Below are 24,249 nucleotides of genomic sequence, written 5' to 3'. Positions count from 1 at the left end.
CGGGGGCGAGGTCGGAAGGTGGCGAGATCGGAAGGCGGCGAGGTCGGAAGGGGGCGAGGGTGGGGCGGAGCCGCCCGCAATGCCTCGGCCGCGCCGGGAGGGAGTGCGCCGGCGGGCGGGCGATCATCGGTCCAGTCTGTCAGCCGTACGCACTCTGCGGAAGATCCTCCCCGGGGGTGGGCCGGAAAGTCCCCGGAAAAGTCCAACGGGAAAGGCAGTTGGTTGTCATACCTCGGCCGGTGCGGTATCCCTTGATCTCGAACCTGTCCGGTGCATGCTCACTTCCGGGAGTCGCGAATGACCGGCACACACGTGGCCGGCGGCCTCGTCACGACGGCGGCCGTGGGCCTGGTGCGGTTGCCGTGCGACCGGTGGCTCGCCAATCACCCGACCGAACGCGGCAGTTCGCGTACGCATCCGGTTCCGGAACCGGTCCTGGAGCGATTCCTGGGCCTGGCGGAGGAACCCGGCGGCGGCGCGGACGCGGTGCTCGCGGCCGTGCTCGCGGTCCTGCTGCACCACTACGCGGGCCAGCAGGACGTCGAGTTGACGCTGGACGGGCCCGGGTCGGTGCGGATCTCGGTCGACGAGGACGCCGACCTGCGCGGGATCCGGCAGCAGGTGGAGCGTCAAGTCGCCGGAGTGAGCGGCCCGGTGGACGGGGCCGAGGCCCCGCTGACCGTCAGGCTGGGCCAGGCCGGCCCCGGCGCCCTGCTGGAGGCCGCGTACGACCCGGCGCTGCTCGACGAGGCCACCGCCGCCCGGGTGCTGGAGCACACGGCCCGGCTGCTGGCCGCGCTGGTCGCCGACCCCGACGGAGCGGTCCGCCGGGCCCGGTTCGGCTCGCCGCAGGAGCGCGAGCGGATCCTCACCGAGTGGAACGGCGACGGCACCCGGACGCCGTACCCGGACTCGACCGTGGTGGCGGCCTTCGAGGAGCAGGCGCGGGCGACCCCGGCCGCGCCCGCAGTGGAGTTCGAGGACGAGGTGCTCAGCTACGCCGAACTCGACCGGCGCGCCGCCCTGGTGAGCCGCCGGCTGACCGCGGGCGCGGGCTCCGGCTTCGTCGGGATCCACCTGGAGCGCTCGGTCGAGCTGGTGGTGGCGATCCTCGGGGTGCTCAAGGCCGGGCTCGCCTACGTGCCGCTCGATCCCGAACTCCCCGCCGACCGGGTGCGGTACATGGTCGAGGACTCCGGCGCCGCCACCGTGCTGGGCCGCCCCGAGGACGTCGAGGCGCTCGCCGGGCCCGGTGTCACCGTCCTGACCGTCCAGGAGGCCGTCCGGGAGGGCGCGCAGGCGCCGGAGGCCGGACGCCCGGAGATCACCGGCGACACCCCCGTCTACCTGATCTACACCTCGGGCTCCACCGGCCGCCCCAAGGGCGTGCTGAACCGCCACGCGGGCGTGTTCAACACCGTCCACTGGCGGCGCCGGCGCTTCCCGCTCGGCCCGGACGACCGGGTGCTGCAGAAGACCCCGTTCGGATTCGACGTCTCGGCCTGGGAGTTCCTCTGGCCGCTGGTATCCGGCGCCTGCCTGGTGGTCGCCCGCCCGGGCGGGCACCGGGACACCCGCTACCTCAAGCGGACCGTCCGGGACCGGGGCGTCACCGTGATCCACTTCGTGCCCTCCATGCTGGACGCCTTCCTGGAGGAGGACGACCTGGCCGGGCACTGCGCCGGCCTGCGGCTGGTCTTCGCCAGCGGCGAGGCGCTCACCCCGACCACCGTCCGGGCCTTCTTCCGGCAGCTGGACTGCGAACTGCACAACCTCTACGGGCCCACCGAGGCCTCCATCGAGGTCTCGCACTGGCAGGCCGCGCCGGACTTCGCCGGGCGGGACGTGCCGATCGGCCGCCCGATCGCCAACACCGGCCTGTACGTCGTGGACGAGCGGCTCGAACCGGTGCCGGTCGGCGTCGCGGGCGAGCTGTGCATCGGCGGCGTCCAGGTCGCCCTCGGCTACCACCGGCAGCCGGAACTGACCCGGGAGCGGTTCGTCGCCGACCCCTTCGCCCCGGGCGGGCGGCTGTACCGCACCGGCGACCTCGCCCGGTACCGCACCGACGGGCAGATCGAATACCTCGGGCGGCTGGACGACCAGGTCAAGATCAGCGGCTTCCGGATCGAACTCGGCGAGATCGAGACCGTGTTGCGCGCCCAGCCGGGTGTCGGGCAGGCCGCGGTGCTCCCGGTCGGCGAGGACGATGCCCGGCGGCTGGCCGCCTTCGTGGTGCCCACCGGGCCGGGCGCCTTCGACCCGGAGAAGTGCCGCTCCGCGCTGTCCGAGGTGCTGCCCGCCTACATGGTGCCCAAGCAGTTCACCGAGCTGGCGGCGCTGCCCACCTCGACCAACGGCAAGCTCGACCGCCGTGCGCTGGCCGGCCCGGCCCAGGCCGCCCCCGCTGCCGCCGCCGTTCCCGTCCCCGCCGCTGGCCCTGCTCCCGCTCCGACCCCCGCTCCCGCCCCCGCCGACGGCGCCGGGGACGCGAAGGGCGCCGAGGACACCGGGTCCGACCTGGAGAGCACCCTGCGCGCGCTGTTCGCCCAGTCGCTGGGCATCGCCGAGGTCGGCCCGCACGAGGACTACTTCGAGCTGGGCGGCCACTCGCTGGCCGCCGTCAAGCTGGCGACCCGGATCCGGGCCGCCCTCGGGGTGGACCTCGACGTCTGGACCCTGTTCGACTTTCCCACCGTGGCCGAGTTGGCACGCGAACTCGCCCGGCCGCTCTGACGAAGGACGGTCCCATGTCAGTTTCACCCGCCCCCGGCCGCGCCCCGGAGGACGCGGACGAGACCGAGGACACCGTGCGCGACCTGCTGGTCGCCGGTGCCGAGAAGCTCGCCGCCGACGACCCGGAGCTCCACCGGGTGCTGGCCCGTGAGCAGGCCCGGCAGAACGCCACCCTGTCGCTGGTGGCCTCCTCCAGCGTGGTCGACCCCTCGGTGCTGGCCGCCCAGGCCTCGACCGCGGTCAACGTGACCGCGGAGGGCTACCCGGGCCGCCGCTACCACGCCGGCTGCGGCGTCATCGACGACATCGAGAGCCTGGCGATCGAGCGCGCCAAGAGCGTCTTCGGCGCCCGCTACGCCAACGTCCAGGCGCACTCGGCGACCACCGCCAACTACGCGGTGCTGTCCGCCCTGTTGAACCCCGGGGACACCCTGCTGGGGATGAACCTGGCCGAGGGCGGCCACCTCACCCACGGCAGCCCCGCCGCGTACGCCGGACAGTACTTCGACGCCGTCGGGTACGGGCTGGACGCGGACGGGCTGATCGACTACGGCCAGGTGGCCGAGCTGGCCCGGGAGCACCGACCCCGGGTGATCATCTGCGGGGCCACCGCCTACAGCCGGATCGTCGACTTCGCCCGCTTCCGGGCCATCGCCGACGAGGTCGGCGCCTACCTGATGGCCGACATCTCGCACGTCGCCGGACTGGTCGCGACCGGCCTGCACCCGAGCCCGGTCGACCACGCCCACATCACCACCGCCTGCACCCACAAGCAGCTGTTCGGCCCGCGCGGCGGCCTGATCCTGGTCGGCCGGGACCACGACGCCCCGGCGCCCAAGGGCAACGGCGACCTCGGCACCTTCCTGAACCGCGCGATCTTCCCGTACTACCAGGGCGCCCCCGCGCTCAACAGCATCGCGGCCAAGGCCCGCGCCCTCGCGATCGTGGCGACCCCGGCCTTCGCGGTCACCACCGAGCGGATCGTCTCCTTCTCCCGCGGCATGGCGGCCGAACTCGGCCGGCGCGGCTACCCGATCGTCTCCGGCGGGACGGACAACCACACCGTCCTGGTCGACCTGCGGACCCGCGGCCTCAGCGGCCTGGTGGCCGAGGAGGCGCTGGAGGAGTGCGGGATGGTGGTCAACAAGAACCGGGTGCCCGGCGACACCACCCCGCCGCTGGTCGGCGGCGGCGTGCGGCTGGGCTCCAACAGCGCCGCGCACCGCGGGATGTCCGGGGCCGAGGCGGGGCGCTGCGCCGAGCTGATCGACACCGTGCTGTCCGCCGTCACGCCGCTCGGGCCGCGCAGCTACGAACTGCCCGACGACGTCCGCTACTCGGTCGCCTCCCAGGTCGCCGAACTGGCGGCCAAGTTCCCCCTGCCCGGCTACGCCACCGCCTAGGCCCGGCCCAGGCTCTGCCCAGGCCCGGCCCAGGTCCCACCCAGGCCCCAACGGAAGGACGAACATGAGCGAGCCCGACGACGACCGCCGGTACCTGGTGGTCCTCAACGACGAGGAGCAGTACTCCGTCTGGCCGGCCGACCGGGAGGTCCCGGCCGGCTGGCGGGCGGAGGGCTTCGAGGGGACCCGCCAGGCGTGCCTGGAGCACGTCTCCGAGGTGTGGACCGACATGCGCCCGCGCAGCCTGCGGCGGGCCATGGAGGGCAGCCAGGGCAGCAAGGGCTGACCTGCGGCCCGGCCGCGAACGCCGGAGGCCCGGGGTGGTGAACCACCCCGGGCCTCCGGCGTTCCCGTTCCCGTTCCCGGCGCGTCAGCGCTCGTCGGCGCCCAGCCGCAGCGCCCGCATGGTGTCGGCCACCTCGCGGTGCAGCCCGGAGTCGCTGCCGGCGAAGCGGTCGAGCACCCGCTGCTGGACCTCCGGGTCCTTCTCCTGGCTCAGCTTGAACATCACCTCGACCTTGGTCACGGTGAAGTGGATGCCGCCGACCGCGCCGACGATCTGCCGGTGGTACTCCAGCGAGGGGGCGAGCGGCATGCCGTCCCCGAACCGGTCCTCCAGCGTCTGGGCGGTGGTGTGGACGATCGTCAGGGTCTCGTCGTCCGCGGCCAGTTCGATCGTGCCCTCCAGGTGGACGGCCACGTAGTTCCAGGTCGGCGCGACCATCGGGGCGGAGTAGAGGGTCGGGGTGACGTAGCCGTTCGGCCCGTGGAAGACGAGCTTCGCCGGGCCGCCGCCGTCGGCGACGAGCTGCTGCCAGTGCGGGTTCACCCGGGTCATGTGGGTCCACAGGCGCATGCCCTGCAGCGGGTCGCCCGGGGCGGCGTCGGGCGGCACGATCACCGGCACGTGGGTGGCGTTGGGCGTCGGGTTCCCGTTGCCGGTCAGCACGGCGAGCGGGTGCCGCTCGATGACCCGCAGCGGCCAGTCGTCCCCGTCCACCTGGTAGAGCTTCGGCGTGAACACTCGTACTCCTCGGTCTCAGTGTTTCGGCGCTGCCGGATCCGCCCCGGGCGGCCGGCCGCCCGGCCCACCCGGTCGGTGCGGGGGTCAGCCGGTCGGTGCGGGGGTCAGCCGGTCGGTGCGAGGGTCAGCCGGACAGTGCCTTGACGAGCATGTCGCCGATCTCCCCGGCGCGGACGGCGGAGAGGGACAGCAGGGTCTCGGAGAGCCCGTGGCTGTGCTCGCCGAAGCCCTGGACGTAGATGCCGCAGTGCACGCTCTCGTCGGTCACCACCCGGTGCTCCCGGTCGAGCCGCAGCCGGCCCTGGTCGTCCAGCCCGCAGTGCGGCAGCAGGCCGTCCAGGAAGACCGCCGGGTCGGTGCGGGTGTAGCCGGTGGCGCAGACCAGCGCCTCGGCCTCCAGGATGGTGCTGGTGCCGGAGGACAGCGATTCCACGTCGATCCGCAGGCCGTCCGGAGTTTCCGTCACTTCGCGTACCCGGGAGACGTTGTGGAAATTCAGCCGGGGATTTCCGGCCACCTTTTCCAGGTACGCCTGCTGGAACAGCGACTGCAGCAGATCGGCGTCCACCACCGAGTAGTTGGTGCCGGCGTGATATTCGATGAGGCGCTGCCGGACGTCGTCCGGGGCGGTGTGGAAACGGTCCACCGCCTCGGGGTTGAACACCTGGTTGGCGAACGGGCTGTCGTCGGCGACGCTGAACCCGTACCGGGAGTGCACCGAGTGCACCTGCGCCCGCGGGAAGCGCGCGTGCAGGTGCTCGATCGCCTCCGCCGCGCTCTGGCCCGAGCCCAGGACCACGAAGGAGCGCGGGTCCTGCGGTGCGATCCGCTCCACCTCCGGCAGGAACCGGGAGGTGTGCCAGATCCGCGGGGAGTGCGGCAGGTCGGCGGGCAGCTTGGGCTCGATCCCGGCGGCGATCACCAGGTTGCGGGCGCGCTGCACCTGGCGGGTGCCGTCGGCCGCGACGAAGACCACGTCGAGGAATTCGACGCCCTGTTCGCCGGCGACCGGCTCGACCGCCACCACCCGCGAGCCGTAGGAGACGAGGTCCGCGAAGCCCTCCGCGACCCACTCCAGGTAGTCGTGGAACTCCACCCGCAGTGGGTAGAAGGACTTGGTGTTGATGAAGTCCGCCAGCCGGCCCTTGGCCTGCAGGTAGCACAGGAACGAGTACGGACTGGTCGGATTGCGCATGGTCACGAGGTCCTTGAGGTACGAGACCTGCATGGTGGCGCCCTCGATCAGCATGCCCCGGTGCCAGCCGAAGCGCTGCTGCGCCTCGAAGAAGCGCGCGGTGACCGGGGCCCCGTCGGCGATCTCCGAAATGGCGGCCGCGAGGGCCAGGTTCGAGGGGCCGAAGCCGATTCCGGCCACGTCGACGATGTCGGTTCCGGCGACCACGCCGGAACGTTGCCGCTCACCCACGGACTTCCCTGCTCTCTCCCTTTTGGGGATGGCCTGTCTGGGTCGACGTCGAGTCCGGTCGACCGATGACGGTGCTCAGGGCAGCACACTGCCGCGACTCCTGATCACTCCATGACAGTAGGAGCTGCCCCACGTGCTGTGCAAGCAAAAGGGGAAAATCCCGATCACCCGTGGTGAGTTGGCGTTGCGGGGGCGGAGAGATCCGGTCCGCTCTTGACGGCGCATCGTCACGCTGAATAGCATCCGAAGCGTTCGAGGTGGGGGCATAGCCGGACCCCAAGTCCACGACTCGGCAAAAGAGTTCGTTACCCACTATCCGAACTCCATTCACTGACTTCTCGTCAAGAACTGACAGGGCAAGGGTTTCGCGCGAAGGGATCCGCGACCGCACCATGTTGGAATCACCGGGCACGACCGAGTCAGTTCCCCGGCAGGGGTGGACCCTTGCGAGCCGCTTCGCCGCCGTCGCGGCGGCCGCGCCGACCGCCACCGCGGTCCGCAGCGAGGCCGGCGACCTCGACTACGGCGCCCTCGACGCCGCCGCCGGGGCGCTCGCCGCCCGGCTGCGCGACCGGGGCGTACGCCGCGGCGACCGGGTCGGCGTCCTGCTGGAGCGCTCGCCCCGGCTGGTCGTCGCCCTGCTCGGCATCCTCAAGGCGGGCGCCGCCTACGTCGCCGTCGACCCGGGCGACCCGCCCGCCCGGCTGCACACCATCCTGGGCGACGCCGAGGTGTCGCTGGTGGTCACCGACGCGGACCGACGGGCGAAGCTCGACGGCGCGTTCGAGCACCTCGACGTGGCCGCCGAACACTTCGACGTGACGGCCGACCGGCTCGACGCGACGGCCGGGCACCACGACGTGGCCGCCGCACCGGCGACGGACGACCCCGGCACCCAGGGCGGACAGACCCCCGAGGACCTCGCCTACGTCGCCTACACCTCCGGCTCCACCGGCCGCCCCAAGGGCGTCTGCGTGCCGCACCGCGCCGTGCTGCGCCTGGTGCTGGACGCCGGCTACCTCGACGCCCGGCCCGACGACGTCTTCCTCCAGCTCGCCCCGGTCGCCTTCGACGCCTCCACCCTGGAGATCTGGGGCCCGCTGCTGAACGGCGGCTGCCTGGCGCTCGCCCCGGCCGGCCGGCTCGGCCCGGCGGAGGTGGTCAAGGCCGCCCGGGACACCGGCACCACCGTGCTGTTCCTCACCACCGCCCTGTTCCACCAGGCGGTCGAGGCGGGCCTGACCGACCTGCCCGCCCTGCGCCGGCTGTTCACCGGCGGCGAGGTGCTCTCCGCCGAACACGTCGACCGGGCCGCCGCCGCCCTGCCCGACACCCTCGTCTCGGCCGCCTACGGCCCCACCGAGAACACCACCTTCACCAGCACCCACCCCGTCCGCGCACCGCTCGGCGACCGCGGCGTCCCGATCGGCGGGCCGATCGACGGCACCGGCATGGTCGTCCTCGACGAGCGGCTGGACCCGGTGCCCGACGGCACCGTCGGCCGGCTCTTCGTCAACGGCGCCGGCCTCGCCCACGGCTACCTCGGACTGCCCGGCCTCACCGCCGACCGCTTCCTCCCCGACCCGTACGCGAGCGCCCCCGGCACCCGGATGTACGACACCGGCGACCTCGCCCGGCGCGGCCCCGACGGCGCCTACGAGTTCGCCGGCCGGGCCGACGGCCAGCTCAAGGTCAACGGCATCCGGATCGAGTCCGACGACATCGAGGCCCGGCTGCGCCGCCACCCCGACGTCCAGGACGCCGCCGTCGTCCTCCAGGACCACGGCCCCGGCGACCGCCGACTGGTCGGCTTCTACAGCGGCCCCTACGCCGTCTCCTCGGTGGAACTGCGCCGCACCCTGGCCGAGGAGCTCCCGGCCGGCATGATCCCCACCGCCCTGGTCTGGGTGGACCGGCTGCCGCTCAAGCCCAACGGCAAGGTCGACCGGGACGCCCTGGCCGCCCGGCGCGGCCGGACCCGCCCGGACGGCGACGTGCCCTACCGGGCGCCCGCCGACCCGGTCGAGCACCGGCTCACCGTGCTCTGGCAGGAGGTCCTCGACGTCGAACCGGTCGGTGTCGACGACGACTTCTTCGACCTCGGCGGGCACTCGCTGACCGCCAGCCGGATCACCCGGGAGGTCACCGCCGAGTTCGAGGCGGTGATCCGGGCCCGGGCCTTCTACCTCAACCCCACCGTGGCCGGACTGGCGGACCACATCAGGACGCAGCGGCCGGAACTCGCCTCCGACGCCCCGACCGGGGCAGACCGGTGAGGATCACCGGCCCCGGCGACGACGGGCAGCGGGACGGGGCACCGGACCCGGAACTCGTCGACCTGAGCGACCCGCATTTCTACGCCACCGGCGACCCCCACGCGGTCTGGCGCCACTACCGCCACAAGGCCCCCGTCACCCGGCTCACCGTCCCGAGCGGCCGCGGCTACGTCTCCGTCACCGCCCACGCCGAGACCAGCACCGTGCTGCGCGACCACGCGCTCTACACCTCGCGGCGCGGCAACATGCTCTCCGTCCTCGGCGAACAGGACCCGGCCGCCGACCGGATGATGGTCGCCAGCGACCCGCCGATCCACGGCTACCTGCGCCGCCCCGTCGCCCAGGCGCTCTCCGCCCGCGAACTCGCCGCCCGCCGCCCGGCCATCCGCCGGATGGCCCGGCAGCTGCTGGCACCGCTGGCGAGCGGCGAACCCTGGGACCTGGCGGCCGCGATGACCGCCTTCCCGATGATGTTCACCGGCGCCCTGATGGGCCTGCCCGAGGCCGACTGGCCCGAACTGACCAGGCTCACCACCGTCGCGATCGCCCCCGCCGACCCCGCCTCCCGGGACGACTCCGGCGGCCACCAGCTGGTCTCCGCGCACCACGAACTCTTCGACTACTTCGCCGAGGTGGCCGCCGACCGCACCCCGCGCGAGGACCTGGTCGGGCTGCTCCAGCAGCTCACCGTCGGCGACCGCACGATCCGGCTCGACGAGGTCATCTACAACTGCTACAACGTGCTGCTCGGCGCCAACGTCACCGCGCCGCACGTCATCGCGACCACCGTCAACGCCCTGCTGGAGCACCCGGACCAGTACCGGCGGCTGCTCGACGGCGGGGCCACCGTCGCCTCCGCCGTCGAGGAGGGCCTGCGCTGGGCCTCCCCGGCCACCCACGCCATGCGCTACGCCACCGAGGACACCGTCCTCGGCGGCGAACCGGTGCGGGCCGGCGAGGCCGTGGTCGCCTGGCTGGGCTCGGCCAACCGCGACGAGACGGTCTTCGACGACCCGTACGTCTTCGACGTGGCGCGCACCCCCAACCGGCACGTCGCCTTCGGGTTCGGCGCGCACTACTGCGTCGGCGCCCCGCTCGCCCGGATCGCCCTCGGCGAGTTCTTCACCGAGGTCACCGAACTGGTCGAGCGCTTCGAACCGGCCGGCCCGGTCGCGCACCTGGCCTCCAACTTCATCGCCGGGATCAAGCACCTCCCGGTGACCGCCAGGCTGCGCCCCGGCGCCGCCCGGCAGCTCGCCGAGCCCGTCCCGGCGAGCTGATCCACCCCGCACCGTGCCGGAACGAGAGGACCTTCCCGCCGTGATCGAGATGCGCAGTGACACCTTCACACTGCCGACGCCCGAGATGCTCACCGCGATCACCGAGGCGGAGCTCGGCGACGACGTCTACGGCGAGGACCCGACGGTCAACGAGCTCGAACGCCGCACCGCCGAGCTGACCGGCAAGGAGGCCGCCTGCTTCTTCCCGAGCGGCACCATGGCCAACCTCGCCTCGATCATGGCCCACGCCCCGCGCGGCACCAAGGCCGTGGTCGGCGCCGAGAGCGACATCTGGCTGTACGAGGCGGGCGGCGCCGCGGTCTGCGGCGGGGTCGTCTACGAGCCGGTGCCCAACCAGGCCGACGGCACCATCGCGCTGGCCGACCTGGCCGCCGCCTTCCCGAAGGACCCGGACGACCCGCAGTTCGCGCTGCCCTCGCTGATCTGCCTGGAGAACACCCACAACCGCTGCGGCGGCGTGGTGCTGCCGCTCGACTACCTGGCCGAGGTGCGCCGCTTCGCCGACGAGCGCGGCGTCGCCGTGCACCTGGACGGCGCCCGGGTGGTCAACGCCGCGATCGCCGCCGGGGTGGAGGTCGCGGACATCACCGCGCACGTCGACTCGGTGCAGTTCTGCCTCTCCAAGGGCCTGGGCGCGCCGGTCGGTTCGATGGTGGCCGGCAGCGCGGAGTTCGTGGAGCGGGTCCGTCGGCTGCGCAAGATGCTCGGCGGCGGGATGCGCCAGGTCGGGCTGCTGGCGGCGGCCGCGCTGGTGGCACTGGACACCCGGGGCCGGCTGGCCGAGGACCACGCCAACGCCCGGCGGCTGGCCGAGGGCCTGGCGCTGCTGCCCGGCGTGGAGCTGGACGTGGACACCGTCGAGACCAACATCGTGATCTTCAAGGTCACCGACGAGCGCTTCGACTGGCGCAGCTTCGTCACCTCGGTGGCCCGGCACGGCCTGGCGGTCACCGAGTTCGGCCACGGCCGGATCCGCGCGGTCGTCCACAACGGGGTGAGCGCCGAGGACGTCACCGCCGCCGTCGCCGTGGTGGCCCGGGTCCTCAAGGACGGCCCGACGACCGACTGACCCCGTACGGCCCCGCTGGACGACGATGGCACCGCCCCGGAACGGGGGCGGTGCCATCGTGCGTCGCGGTCCGGTCAGAGCCGGTCAGAGCCGGTCAGCCGGTCGTGGGGCGGTGGTCGCGCAGGGCCGCGCCCAACTCGGCCGCCAGCCCGGCCACGTACGGCTCCTGGAGCAGGGTGAGGTGGCTGCCCCGGGCCGGCCGGACGGTGAGGGAGCCGACGAAGGCCGCCCAGCCCTCGGCCGGCGGGACCGGCCAGTCCGACTCCGCCGCCTGGAAGAGCAGCGCCGGGCAGCGCACCGGGCGCGGCCGGTGGGCGACCAGGGCGGCGAGGTTGTGCCGGAGCGTCGCCAGGTGGCTGAGCAGGTCCTCGCGGTCGAGCGTCAACAGCTCCACCGGCAGGTCCAGTTCGGGCAGCAGGGCCTCGACCTCGGCCGTCCACGGGGTGTCCGGGAAGCCGGGCCCGGCGGCCCGGAGCTTCTCGTCCAGCTCCCGGGCGATCTCGGCGCGCCCCGCCAGGTGCTCCCGGTACTCCGGCGTCGGCAGGCAGCTGTCGAACAGCGTCAGCAGCGCGGTCCGTTCGCCGGACTCCTCGATCAGCCGGGCGACCTCGGCCGCCACCACGCCGCCCATCGACCACCCGGCGAGCAGGTACGGGCCGGCGGGCCGGACGTCGCGGACCGCCCGCCGGAACGCCCGGGCCAGTTCGGGCAGGCCCTCGCCCGCCCGCGGCCGCCCGGCGGCCAGTGCGACCACCGAGACCTCCGGGCCGAGCGCGGCCGCCAGCCGGGCGTAGCCGTGGACGGTGTTGGAGATCTCCGGGAAGCAGAACAGGACGGGCGCCGGGGCCGGGCCCCGGCTCAGCCAGGTGACGGACACCTCGGGACCGTCGGCCCCGCGCTCGGTGCGGCCGCCCGCCGCCGCGGCCCGGGCGGCCGCCGCCGTCCGCGCCACGGTGGGGTTGCGCAGGATGTCGCCCGGGCCGACCGCGAGGTCGAGCCGGCGCAGCCTCCCGGCGATCCGCAGGCTCTTCACCGAGTCCCCGCCGAGGTCGAAGAAGTCGTCGTGGACGCCGATGGCGGCGAGGCCGAGGACCTCCGCCCAGACCGCGGCGACGGACTCCTCGACGGCCGTGCGGGGCGCGGCGTAGTCGGCGGCCAGCTCCGGCCGGGCCCGGCCGGGGGCCGGGAGGGCCCGGCGGTCGGTCTTGCCGTTGGGGGTGAGCGGCAGCCGGTCGAGGGTGACGAAGGCGGCGGGGAGCATGTGGGCGGGCAGGAAGGCGCCCAGGTGCTCGCGGAGCTCGGTGGTGGTGGGGGCCGTCCCGGCCTCGGTGGTCAGGTAGCTGACGAGCTGCCGGTCGCCGGGGTCGTCCTCGCGGACGACGGTGGTGCTGGCGGTGACGGCCGGGTGCTCCTGGAGGCGGGCGTCGATCTCGCCGGGCTCGATCCGGTGGCCGCGGATCTTGACCTGGTCGTCGCTACGGCCGAGGTACTCCAGGTCGCCGTCGGCACGGCGGCGGGCGAGGTCGCCGGTGCGGTAGAGCCGGGCACCCGGGGTGAAGGGGTCGGGGACGAACCGCTCGGCCGTCAGCGCCGGCCGGCCGAGGTAGCCGCGGGCCAGGCCCTCGCCGCCGATGTACAGCTCGCCCGGGACACCGATCGGGACGGGCCGTCCGGCCGGGTCCAGGAGGTACGCCCGGGTGTTGCCGAGCGGACGGCCGACGGGCGAGCCCGGGTCCGCCGCCAGGATGTCGGCGGGCCGGACGTCCCGCAGGGTGGCGTGCACGGTGACCTCGGTGATGCCGTACATGTTGGCGAGCCGGGTGCGGCCCTCGCCCATGAGCGCGTGCCAGCGGCCCAGTCGCGCGGGCCGGAGCGCCTCTCCGCCGAACACCACCAGGCGCAGTCGCAGCCGGGCGGCGCTCGCCGGGTCGAGCGCCTGCTGGAGCATCGCGAAGGCGGACGGGGTCTGGTTGAGCACCGTCACCTCCTGCCGGGCCAGCAGGTCGAGGAGCTCGGCCGGACTGGTGGCGGTCGCCCGGTCGACCACGACCACCCGGCCGCCGGTGGTCAGCGGGCACCACAGCTCCCAGACGGAGAAGTCGAAGGCGAAGGAGTGGAAGAACGTCCAGGTGTCCTGCGGCCCGAAGCCGAACTCCGGGGCGGTCGCGGCGAACAGTCCGAGGACGTTGCGGTGGGTGATCTGGACGCCCTTGGGGGTGCCGGTGGATCCGGAGGTGTGGATCACGTAGGCGAGGTGGTCGGGCCGGGCGACGGGGTCGGGGTCGGTGCCGGGGTGGTCGGCCGTGGCGGGGTCGTCCAGCGCGAGGAGGGTGCCGTCGTACGGGCCCAGGCGGTCCGCGAGGTGGGCGTCGTGGAGCACGACGGCGGTGCCGGTGGAGAGGAGCAGGTGGGTGAGGCGTTCGGTGGGGTGGGCCGGGTCCAGCGGGAGGTAGGCGGCGCCGGACTTGAGGACGGCGAGCAGGGCGACGACCAGCTCGGGCCCGCGCTCGGCGCAGACCCCGACGGTGGTGTCCGGCCGGGCGCCGAGGCCCCGGAGGCGGTGGGCGAGCCGGTTGGCCCGCTCGTTGAGCTCGCGGTAGCGCAGCCGCCGGTCGCCGTGCACCAGCGCGACGGCGTCCGGCCGCGCGCGGGCCTGCTCCTCGACCAGCTGGTGGACGGTGCGGCCCTGTGGGCGTGGTGCGGCGGTGTCGTTGCCGTCCCGCAGGAGCCGGTGGCGCTCCTCGGGGCCGAGCAGGTCGAGGTCGTCCAGCCGGGCGTCCGGGGCGGCGACCAGGGCGTCGAGCAGGTTCTCGAAGTGCCCCGCCATCCGTTCGACCGCGGCCCGGTCGAACACGCCGCGGTCGTACGAGAACCGGACCCCCAGCTCCCGGCCCGCGTAGGCGACCAGGGTGAGCGGATAGCCCGTGTTCTCCACGCTGAGGAGGGTCTCGACGGCCAGCTCGTCCGGCCGCCCCGGCTCCGCGGCGGCCGGGTAGTTCTCGAACACCAGGATCGACCGGAACAGCGGCGAGCCCTTCGGCAGCCCGCTCCGGCCCTGGATCTCCGACAGCGCCCCGAACTCGTACTGCCGGTACTCGGCCTGCTGCCGCTGCACCTGGCGCAGCCACGCCGACACCCGTTCCCCGCCGGGCACCCGGAGCCGGACCGGCAGGGTGTTGATGAACATCCCCACCATCGACTCCGCGCCGGCCAGGGTCGGCGGCCGCCCGGCCACGGTGGTGCCGAACAGCACGTCCTCGCCGTTGCCGTACCGGCTGAGCAGCAGCGCCCAGGCGGCCTGCACCAGGACGTTCACCGTCACCCGGCTGCGCTGGGCGAACTCGCGCACCCGCGCGCACCGCGCCTGGTCCAGCACCAGCTCGTGGGCGGCGAAGCCGGTCCGCCCGGTCGGCCCGTCCACCCCGAGCCGGGTAGGCTCCGCGAAGCCCGCCAGGTACGACTGCCAGAACTCCCGGGCCGCCGCCTTCGGTTGGGCGTCCAGCCAGGCGATGTAGCGGGAGTACGGCACGGGCGCGGGGAGCCGGGCCGGGACGCCGCGCAGCGCCGCCCGGTACAGCTCGGCGAACTCCCGTCGGAGCAGCGGGAGGCTCCAGCCGTCGAGCAGCAGGTGGTGGAAGGTCCACAGCAGCCAGTGCCGGCCGGGGGCGACCGCGACCAGGGTCAGCCGGAACAGCGGGGCCGCGGTGAGGTCGAGGCCCGCCGCGCGGTTCTCCCGCAGCAGCCCGTCCAGGCGGGCGCGCTGCTCGGTGTCCGGGTGGGCCCGCCAGTCGAGTTCGGCGAGCGGCAGCTCGACCCGCCGCTGCACGACCTGCAGCGGCTCGGGCAGGTCCTCCCAGAGGAAGACGCTGCGCAGCGCCGTGTGGCGGTCCAGGAGCTGCTGCCAGGCCTGCCGGAACGCCGAGCGGTCCAGCGGTCCCGACAGCTCGTCCACCGTCTGCACCAGGTACGGCTGTTCGCCGCCGGAGTCGTCGACGGAGTGGAAGAGCATCCCGGCCTGGAGCGGGGAGAGCCGGTGGATGTCCTCGACGTTGTGCTGGGTCATCAGGAGAACCTCTTGAGGATGGCGGCCAGATCCGATGCTTCGAGGTCGGCCAGGGGGAAGTCGTGGACGGTGGGGGCGGCGGGGCCGGCGCCCTCGGAGGCGGCGGCGACCAGCGCGGTGAGCGTGCGCTCCATCGCGTCCACCAGGCCCTGGGCGGTCTCCCGGTGGTGGACGGCGGGCGCGTAGCCGATGTCGATCCGCAGCCGCCCGTCGAGCACGCTGCCGGTCACCTGGAGCAGGTGGCCGCGCCGCATCGACGGGTCGAGTTCGCCGGCCCGCAGCAGGTCCGGGTCGGCGTAGCCGCCCAGACCGGGCAGCTCGCGGTCGAACTGGCCGAGGTAGTTGAAGCTGATCTCCGGTGCCGGGCGGCCCAGCGCCTCCCGCGCCCCGGGGGCACCCAGGTGGCGCAGGATCCCGTACCCGACGCCGCGTCGGGGCACCCGGGCGAGCTGGTCGCGGACGGCACCCGCCTGCCGGGCGGGCCCGGCGCCGGGCTCCCGGTGCAGGGTGACCGGGAAGACGCTGGTGAACCAGCCGACCGTGCGGGAGAGGTCGACCTCGGGGAAGAGGTCCTCCCGGCCGTGGCCTTCGAGGTCGACGTGCACGGTGTCGCGGCCGGTCCAGCCGGCCACGGCCTCGGTGAGGGCGGTGAGCAGCACGTCGTTGATCTGGGTGCCGAGGGCGCGGGGCACCTGGCGCAGCAGCGCCTCGGTGGACTCCTCGGTCAGCCGGAGGGTGACGGACTCCTCGGCGGCGACGGTGTTGCCGTCGTCGTCGGTTCGGCCGTCGGCGTCGGCGTCGGCGTCGTCGGCTCGTGCGGTGCGGTCGCGGGGCAGCGGGACGGGCGGCGGGGCGGCGGTCCAGTACGCCAGCTCGTCCGTGGCGGCCGGGGAGAGGGCGTACTCGGTCAGCCTCCGTGACCAGGCGCGGAAGGAGGTCGTCTTGGCGGGCAGCAGCACCTCCCGGCCCGCGGCCAGCGCGGCGTACGCAGTGCCGAGGTCCTCCAGCAGGATCCGCCAGGAGACGCCGTCCACGACCAGGTGGTGGACGACGACCAGCAGCAGCCGGCCGCGGGCCCCGCCGAGGTCGAACAGCGCGCCGCGGGCCAGCGGGCCTTCGGCGATGTCCAGTCCGCGCTGCAGTGCGTCGGCCGACCGCTGGAGCCGGTCGGTCAGTTCGGCGTCCGGGACGGCCGAGAGGTCCACGTCGCTCAGCAGCTGCTCGGGGTCGGCCGGGAGGCCGTGCCGGGCGGGCCCGGCGCCGTCCCGCGGGAAGCGCAGGCGCAGCGCGTCGTGGTGGTCGACCACCGCTGCCAGCGCGGGCCGCAGCAGTTCCGGGGCGAGGTCTGCTACGTCGAGCAGGACCGACTGGTTGAAGTGGTCCGGTCGGACGGGGCGCTGGTCGAACAGCCAGTGCTGGACGGGCGTCAGCGGGACGTCCCCGGCCACCCGGCCCTGCTCGGCGTCGACCGCGCCGGCCTGGTGCTGGTGGGCGGCGATCTCGGCCACCGTCTCGTACTGGAAGATCATCCGGGGGGTCAGCCGCAGACCGAAGCGCTTGGCCTTGGCGATCACCTGCATGCCCAGGATCGAGTCGCCGCCGAGCTCGAAGAAGTTGTCGTGGATGCCGACGGTGGCGAGGCCGAGGACTTCTTCCCAGATCCGGGCGAGCGCCTGTTCGGCGGGGGTGGTGGGTGCGGCGAAGGCGGTGTCGAGGTCGGGGCGGGTGTGGTCGGGGGCGGGCAGGGCCCGGCGGTCGATCTTGCCGTTGGGGGTGAGCGGGAGGCGGTCGAGGGTGAGGAAGGCGGCGGGGAGCATGTAGTCGGGCAGGTGGCGGCGCAGGTGCTCGCGGAGTTCGGTGGTGGTGGGCGGGGTGGGTGAGCTGGTGGTGAGGTAGGCGACGAGCCGCTTGTCGCCGGGGGTGTCCTCGCGGACGACGGTGGTGCCGGCGGTCACGGCCGGATGCTGCTGGAGGCGGGCGTCGATCTCGCCGAGCTCGATCCGGTGGCCGCGGATCTTGACCTGGTCGTCGGTGCGGCCGAGGAAGTCGAGGGTGCCGTCGGGGCGGTAGCGGGCGAGGTCGCCGGTGCGGTAGAGCCGGGCGCCCGGGGACGTCGCGTACGGGTCGGGGAGGAAGCGGTCGGCGGTGAGGGCGGGTTGGTGGTGGTAGCCGCGGGCCAGGCCGTCGCCGCCGATGTGGAGCTCGCCGGTGACGCCGATGGGGACGGGGCGTCCGGCCGGGTCGAGGACGTGGATGCGGGTGTTGTCGATCGGCCGCCCGATCGTGACGGTGCTCCCCTGGCGGGTCGACAGCAGGGCGGTGGAGGTGATGGTCGCGCTCTCGCTCGGCCCGTAGACGTTGACCAGGCTCTTGTCCGGGTGCAGCCCCTGGAAGGCGTTGACGTGGGTGGGGGAGAGCGCCTCGCCGCCGACCAGGACGTGGCGGGCCGTGGCGAAGGCCTGCGGAGCGTTGTCCATCAGGGCGTTGAACAGGGCGGTGGTGAGGAGGAGGACGGTGGGTCGGTGGGTGTGGATGTCGTGGGTGGCGGTTTCGGTGGTGGTGCGGCCCGGGGCGGCGATGGCGAGGGTGGCGCCGGTGGTGAGGGGGGTCCAGATCTCGTAGCTGGAGGCGTCGAAGGCGATGGAGTTGAGGTGGAGGAAGACGTCGTCGGGGGTGGTGTCGGCGATGCGGGTGTTGTGGGTGAGGCGTAGGACGGCCTGGTGGGTGATCTGGACGCCCTTGGGGGTGCCGGTGGAGCCGGAGGTGTAGATCACGTAGGCGAGGTTCTGCGGACTGACGGGGTGGCCGGGATCGGTGGCCGGCCGGTCGGCCGTGGCCGGATCGTCCAGCGGGATCAGGGTGCCGCCGAAGGAGGCCGACAGACCGGCCTGGTGGGGGTGGTGGAGGACGACGGCGGTGCGGGTGGAGGTCAGGAGGTGGGTGAGGCGTTCGGTGGGGTGGGTGGGGTCGAGGGGGAGGTAGGCGGCGCCGGCTTTGAGGACGGCGAGCAGGCCGATGACGAGTTCGGGGCTGCGTTCGGCGCAGATGCCGACGGTGGTGTCGGGGTGGACGCCGGATTCCCGGAGTCGGTGGGCGAGTTGGTTGGCACGTTCGTTGAGCTCGCGGTAGCTGAACCGTCGTTCGCCCTGGACGAGGGCGGTGGCGTCGGGGCGTTCGGCGGCGTGCTGTTCGACGAGTTGGTGGACGGTGCGGTCGTGGGGGTAGGGCGCGGTGGTGTTGTTCCAGTCCTGGAGGATGCGACGGCGCTCGTCGGGGCTCAGAAGGTCGAGGTCGTCGAGGCGGGCGTCGGGGTCGGTGGTGACGGCGGTGAGCAGGTGCTGGAAGTGGGTGGCCAGTCGCTCGATGGTCGACGCGTCGAACAGGTCGGTGTTGTAGGTGAAGTCGACGGTCAGGCCGGTGTCGGACTCGGTGGCCGTGACCGTGAGGTCGAACTTGGCGACGTCGTCGCCGAGCGGGAGGGTGCGGACGTCCAGGCCGGGGAGCTGCCAGCTGTCGAGGGTGGCGTCCTGGACGGTGAGCATGGTCTGGAAGAGGGGGGTGCGGCTGAGGTCGCGTTGGGGGGCGAGTTCGGAGACCAGGCGTTCGAAGGGGAGGTCCTGGTGGGCGTAGGCGTTGAGGGCGGTGTCGCGGGTGTGGCGCAGGACTTCGCGGAGGGTGGGGTTGCCGGTGAGGTCGGCGCGGAGGACGAGGGTGTTGACGAAGAAGCCGATGAGGTCTTCGGTTTCGGAGCGGTTGCGGTTGGCGACGGGGGTGCCGACGGCGATGTCGTGGTGGCCGGTGTAGGTGCGGAGGAGGATCTGGTAGGTGGCCATCAGGGTCATGAAGGTGGTGACGCCGTGGTCCTGGCCGAGTTTGTGCAGGGCGGTGGTGAGGGTGCCGGGCAGGGTGAGGGTGTGGGTGGCGCCTCGGCTGCTGCGGACGGCGGGGCGGGGGCGGTCGGTGGGCAGCTCCAGCGGTTCCAGCCCGGCGAGTTGCTCCCGCCAGTAGGCCGCCTGTCCCTCCAGTACCTCGCCCTGGAGCCACCGGCGCTGCCAGAGCGCGAAGTCGGCGTACTGCACCGGGAGTTCGGGCAGCCCCTTCGCCCGGTCGGCTCCGTCAGGGCGGTCGGGGTGGTCAGGGCGGTCGGGATAGTCGGCCAGGAGGGCGCCGTACAGCTCCTCCAGCTCCCGGATGACGATGCGGTAGGACCAGCCGTCGGTGACGATGTGGTGCATCGCTAGCAGGAGCACGTGTTCCTGCGGGGCGAGACGGAACAGGCGCGCGCGGGCGAGCGGACCGTGTTCGAGGTCGAACGGCAGGGCCGCCTCGTCCGCCAGGGCCTGGGCGAGGCGGGCGTCGTCCCAGTCGCCCGCCTCGATGCCGACCAGCGGCAGCTTGCCGGTCCGGTCGATGACCTGGACGGGGGTGGCGTCGGCGCCCAACGGGAAGCGAGTGCGCAGGACTTCGTGGCGGGCGACGAGCTGCCGAAGGGCGGTGCCGAGCGCGGGCCGGTCCAGGTCGCCGAGCAGGTGCAGGGCGACGGGGACGGTGTAGGCGTTGCTGTCCGGCTCCATCTGGTCGAGGAACCAGAGGCGTTCCTGGGCGTACGAGAGCGGGATGGCGGCGGGGCGTTCGGCTGCTTCGACGGGCGGTGCGCCGGCGGCCTGCGGTTCGCCGAGCGTGGTGGCGAGTTGGGCGATGGTGGGGGTCTCGAAGAGGGCGCGGACGGGGAGTTCGTGGCCGAGTTCGGTGCGCAGGCGGGAGGTGACGCGGGTGGCGAGGAGGGAGTGTCCGCCGAGGTCGAAGAAGTTGTCGTGGATGCCGACGGTGGTGAGGCCGAGGATGTCGGTCCAGATCCGGGCGAGGGCTTGTTCGTTGGGGGTGGTGGGTGCGGTGAAGGCGGTGTCGAGGTCGGGGCGGGTGTGGTCGGGTGCTGGGAGGGCCCGGCGGTCGATCTTGCCGTTGGGGGTCAACGGCAGTTCGTCGAGGGTGAGGAAGGCGGCGGGGAGCATGTAGTCGGGCAGGTGGCGGCGCAGGTGCTCGCGGAGCTCCGAAGTGCTCAATGGGGTAATGGAGTTACTGGTCAGGTAGGCGACGAGTCGCTTGTCGCCGGGGGTGTCCTCGCGGACGACGGTGGTGCCGGCGGTGACGGCGGGGTGCTCCAGCAGCCGGGCGTCGATCTCACCGAGCTCGATCCGGTGGCCGCGGATCTTGACCTGGTCGTCGGTGCGGCCGAGGAAGTCGAGGGTGCCGTCGGGGCGGTAGCGGGCGAGGTCGCCGGTGCGGTAGAGGCGGGCGCCCGGGGACGTCGCGTACGGGTCGGGGACGAACCGGTCCGCGGTCAGGGCGGGTTGGTGGTGGTAGCCGCGGGCCAGGCCGTCGCCGCCGAGGTACAGCTCGCCGGTGACGCCGATCGGGACGGGACGCCCGGCCCGGTCCAGGACGTACGCCCGGGTGTTGTCGAGCGGTCGTCCGATCGGCACCGGTTCCTCCCGTGACCCCGAACGGCAGTCGTAGGAGGTGGCGTTGATCGTCGCCTCGCTCGGACCGTAGAGGTTGCGGAACTCCGCGCCGCCGAGGGATTCCCGGACCTTCCGGGCGACGGTGGCCGGCAGCACCTCGCCGCCGCACAGCACGACGCGCAGGGAGGCGGACAGGCGCTGGACGTCGGGGACTTCGAGGTAGCGCTGGAGCAGGCTCGGGACGAAGTTGAGCACGGTCGTCCCGGTCTCGTGCACCGTGCGGGCGAGCAGCGCCGGATCCCGCTCCGCGCCGGGCGGGGCGATCACCAGGGTCGCCCCGCTGATCAGGGTGGTGACGAACTCCCAGGCCGAGACGTCGAAGGCGAAGGGCGTCTTCAGGAGCACCCGGTCCTCGGCCGACACGGCGAGCGACTCGGCCATGCCCGCGCAGGTGTTGAGCGCGGAGCGGTGGGTGATCTGGACGCCCTTGGGGGTGCCGGTGGATCCGGAGGTGTGGATCACGTAGGCGAGGTTGTCGGGCCGGACGTCGACGGCCGGGTCGGTGGCCGGGCGGGTGGCGGTGGCGGGGTCGCCGAGTGCGATGAGGGTGCCGTCGTACGGGCCCAGGCGGTCCGCGAGGTGGGCGTCGTGGAGGACGACGGCGGTGCGGGCGGTGGCGAGGATCCGGGTGAGGCGTTCGGTGGGGTGGGTGGGGTCGAGCGGGAGGTAGGCGGCGCCGGCCTTGAGGACGGCGAGCAGGCCGATGACGAGTTCGGGGCCGCGCTCGGCGCAGACGCCCACCGCGGAGTCCGTGCGGACCCCGGACTCCCGCAGCCGGTGGGCGAGTCGGTTGGCGCGCTCGTCGAGTTCGCGGTAGCCGATCTCCTGGTCGCCGTGGACGAGGGCGATCGCGTCCGGCCGCACCCGGGCCTGTTCCTGGACCAGCTGGTGCACGGTGCGGTCGTGGGGGTGGGGCGCGGCGGTGTCGTTCCACTCGTGCAGGATGCGGTGGCGTTCCTCGGGGCCCAGGAGGTCGAGGTCGTCCACCCGGGCGTCGGGGTCGGTGGTGAGGACCCGCAGGACGTTCTGGAAGTGGACGGCCAGCCGCTCGATCGTCGCCGGGTCGAACAGCTCGGTGCTGTAGGTGAATTCGACGGTCAGGCCGGTGTCGGACTCGGTGGCGTTGATCGTGAGGTCGAACTTGGCGGCGGTGTCGTCCAGCGGAAGGGTGCGGACGTCGAGGCCGGGGAGCTGCCAGGTGCCGGTGGCGGCGCTCTGGACGCCGAGCATGGTCTGGAAGAGCGGGGTGCGGCTGAGGTCGCGGTGGGGGGCTAGTTCGGCGACCAGGCGCTCGAAGGGGAGGTCCTGGTGGGCGTGGGCGCCGAGGGTGCTCTCACGGGTCCGGTCCAGGACCTCGCGGACGGTCGGGTTGCCGCTGAGGTCGGTCCGGACCACCACGGTGTTGACGAAGAACCCGACCAGGTCCTCGATCTCGGAGCGGTTGCGGCCGGCGAAGGGGGTGCCCACGGCGATGTCCCGGCGGCCGGTGTAGGCGGCCAGCAGGATCTGGTGGGTGGCCAGCAGAGCGATGTAGGTGGTGGTCCCCGGAGTCCGGGTGAGTGCGTGGAGCGCGGTGGCGAGGTCCTCCGGCAGGGTGATGCTGTGGGAGGCGCCGCGGGTGCCGCGGACGGCGGGACGGGGGCGGTCGGTGGGCAGGTCCAGTGGCTCCAGCCCGGCCAGCCGGTCACGCCAGTAGGCGAGGTGTTCCGCCGCCGGCTCCCCTTGCCGTCGGCGGCGCTGCCAGATCGCGAAGTCCGCGTACTGCACCGGGAGTTCGGGCAGTGGATCGCCTTCGCCGAGCCGGAAGGCGCCGTACAGCTCCTCCAGCTCCTGGGAGAGGACCCAGGACGACCAGCCGTCGGTGACGATGTGGTGCATGGTCAGCAGCAGCACGTGCTCCTGCGGCCCGCGCCGGAGGAGGGAGGCCCGGGCGAGCGGGCCGCGGGTGAGGTCGAAGGGCCGGTAGGCCTCGCGGTGCAGCGCTTCGGAGAGCCGGGCGTCGTCCCAGCCGGCCGCGTCGACGGGGGTGAGCGGGAGCTCGCCGCGCGGGTCGACGACCTGGACGGGTGCGCCGTCCGGGCCTTCGGTGAACCGGGTGCGCAGGATCTCGTGCCGGTCCACGAGCCGGTCCAGGGCCCGGGCCAGGGCCGCCCGGTCGAGCTCGCCGCGCAGGTGCAGGGCGACGGGGACGGTGTAGGCGGTGTTGCCGGGGTCCATCCGGTCGAGGAACCAGAGGCGTTCCTGGGCGTACGAGAGCGGTGCCGAGCCGGTCCGCTCCTCCCGCCGAACCGTGGAGACGTCCACGTCCGCGTCCGCGTCCACGTCCGCGTCCACGTCCGCGTCCACCACCTCGCTCGCGATGTCCCGGCGGGGCAGGGGGGAGTTCTCATCGTCGAGGGGCATGTCGTGTCCACTTCATGGAGGGTTCTGTGGATGGTCTCGTGATCGGAGGAGCGGGCGGGCGGCGTCGGCCGGTGGCGGCGCGCGGCCCACGCGGTCATGGCCTCCGGGCCCGCGCCGTCAGGGCCTCGGGGCCCGCGCGGTGGCGGGCCCCGAGGGCCCCGGCCGTGCCGTGCGGTCAGGAACGGACGTCCAGCGCCGTCGCGTCGTGGTTGAGGAAGAACTCGGGGCGCGGGTTCGCCCACTCCGCCGGAGCGTTGCCCACCGTGTTGTAGCTGATCAGCGCGAGCGTCCGGGGCTGGCCGGACCGGTTGGGCGAGGAGCCGTGCACGATGTTGCTGCTGAACAGCACCACCGTCCCGGCGGGCCCGGTCGCCCGGTGGACGCCGTGCTCCTCGGCGAGTTCCTCGGCCACGGCCGGCGGGATCGAGTGCGACAGGTTGGCGGAGACGATGGCCGACCAGTTGTCGTCCGCACGGCTGGCGCTGTCCGCCCGCTGTTCCTCGGCGGTCTCGTACCTGGTCGCGACGGCGTGGCTGCCGGGGATCAGCTGGAGCGGGCCGTTCTCCTCGGTGACCTCGTCCAGGAAGACGGCCGCGGTGAGCGCGTCGGGTGCGGGCATGCCGTCCTCCCGCTGCCAGAAGGTGAAGTCGCGGTGCCACTCCCAGCGGTCACCGGTGTTGGCGGCCTTCGGGTTGATCTTCCACTGGTAGACGTACATGTCCTCGCCCAGCAGCGTCCGTGCCGCGCGGGGGAGGAGCGTCTCCTCACTGACGGTGCGCCAGGGGGCGTCCTTGCGGTGCAGGCCGTAGACGGCGCGGACGGTGCTGCCGTCCTGCTCGAAGAAGCGCTGCGGGCCGTCCTCGGCGAGGAGGGCGGGGAGCGCCCGGCGGATCTCCTGGAGGAGCTGGTCGGGGATCAGGGCGGGGAGGACGACGAAGCCGTCCCGGCGGTACCGCTCAAGGATTCCGTCGAAGTCGACATCGGGTTCGGTCATGGCACGACACTCCTGCGTCGGTGGGTGGGCGC

General features: G+C 73.5%; 11 protein-coding genes. 6 read left to right on the top strand and 5 right to left on the bottom strand.

Annotated features, from left to right (window positions below; genetic code table 11):
• Positions 1-297: 297 nt before the first annotated feature.
• The 3 genes from ACFC1T_RS20495 (at position 298) to ACFC1T_RS20485 (ending at position 4,425) form a co-directional block, all read left to right on the top strand.
• Complete coding sequence (locus ACFC1T_RS20495; RefSeq protein ID WP_375890509.1) at positions 298-2,736, top strand: amino acid adenylation domain-containing protein; 2,439 nt, start codon at positions 298-300, stop codon at positions 2,734-2,736.
• Between the two features lie 14 nt (positions 2,737-2,750).
• Positions 2,751-4,139, top strand: a complete 1,389-nt coding sequence (gene glyA / locus ACFC1T_RS20490; protein ID WP_375890507.1) for a serine hydroxymethyltransferase — start codon at positions 2,751-2,753, stop codon at positions 4,137-4,139.
• 64 nt (positions 4,140-4,203) lie between these two features.
• Positions 4,204-4,425, top strand: coding sequence for an MbtH family protein (locus ACFC1T_RS20485; RefSeq protein WP_375890505.1), 222 nt, complete (start codon positions 4,204-4,206; stop codon positions 4,423-4,425).
• An 84-nt stretch (positions 4,426-4,509) separates the two neighbouring features.
• Here the strand turns inward: ACFC1T_RS20485 and ACFC1T_RS20480 are convergent, their stop codons facing one another.
• Positions 4,510-5,163 carry an FMN-binding negative transcriptional regulator gene (locus ACFC1T_RS20480; RefSeq protein ID WP_375890504.1) on the bottom strand — a complete coding sequence of 218 codons (654 nt, stop codon included), beginning with the start codon at positions 5,161-5,163 and terminating at the stop codon, positions 4,510-4,512.
• A gap of 124 nt (positions 5,164-5,287) precedes the next feature.
• Entirely contained in the window at positions 5,288-6,565 is a 1,278-nt protein-coding gene (locus tag ACFC1T_RS20475) for a lysine N(6)-hydroxylase/L-ornithine N(5)-oxygenase family protein (protein ID WP_375890502.1), read from the bottom strand.
• A gap of 416 nt (positions 6,566-6,981) precedes the next feature.
• On the opposite strand from ACFC1T_RS20475, the gene ACFC1T_RS20470 reads away from it, so the two are divergent.
• From ACFC1T_RS20470 to ACFC1T_RS20460, 3 genes are read left to right on the top strand one after another with little or no spacing between them, the layout of a single operon-like run.
• Positions 6,982-8,865, top strand: coding sequence for an amino acid adenylation domain-containing protein (locus ACFC1T_RS20470; RefSeq protein WP_375890500.1), 1,884 nt, complete (start codon positions 6,982-6,984; stop codon positions 8,863-8,865).
• On the top strand, positions 8,862-10,145 hold the full coding sequence (locus ACFC1T_RS20465) for a cytochrome P450 (protein WP_375890498.1): 1,284 nt from the start codon (positions 8,862-8,864) through the stop codon (positions 10,143-10,145). Before ACFC1T_RS20470 ends, ACFC1T_RS20465 begins: the two co-directional genes overlap by 4 nt.
• A 49-nt stretch (positions 10,146-10,194) precedes the next feature.
• Positions 10,195-11,235 (top strand): GntG family PLP-dependent aldolase, encoded by a 1,041-nt coding sequence (locus tag ACFC1T_RS20460; RefSeq protein WP_375890557.1) that lies wholly within the window; start codon positions 10,195-10,197, stop codon positions 11,233-11,235.
• 94 nt (positions 11,236-11,329) lie between these two features.
• On the opposite strand, the gene ACFC1T_RS20455 is transcribed toward ACFC1T_RS20460, so the two are convergent.
• From ACFC1T_RS20455 to ACFC1T_RS20445, 3 genes are all read right to left on the bottom strand, one after another.
• Positions 11,330-15,298 carry an amino acid adenylation domain-containing protein gene (locus ACFC1T_RS20455; protein ID WP_375890496.1) on the bottom strand — a complete coding sequence of 1,323 codons (3,969 nt, stop codon included), beginning with the start codon at positions 15,296-15,298 and terminating at the stop codon, positions 11,330-11,332.
• Positions 15,298-23,223: an amino acid adenylation domain-containing protein gene (locus tag ACFC1T_RS20450; protein WP_375890494.1), complete on the bottom strand. Its 7,926-nt coding sequence runs from the start codon at positions 23,221-23,223 to the stop codon at positions 15,298-15,300. Before ACFC1T_RS20450 ends, ACFC1T_RS20455 begins: the two co-directional genes overlap by 1 nt.
• Before the next feature lie 175 nt (positions 23,224-23,398).
• Complete coding sequence (locus ACFC1T_RS20445; RefSeq protein ID WP_375890492.1) at positions 23,399-24,217, bottom strand: phytanoyl-CoA dioxygenase family protein; 819 nt, start codon at positions 24,215-24,217, stop codon at positions 23,399-23,401.
• Between the last annotated feature and the right edge of the window lie 32 nt (positions 24,218-24,249).

Origin of the sequence: Kitasatospora sp. NPDC056076 (assembly GCF_042266305.1) — a bacterium.
GTDB lineage: Bacteria > Actinomycetota > Actinomycetes > Streptomycetales > Streptomycetaceae > Kitasatospora.
Note: the sequence above shows the minus strand (reverse complement) of the source record. Positions and strands in the feature narration are given on the sequence as shown.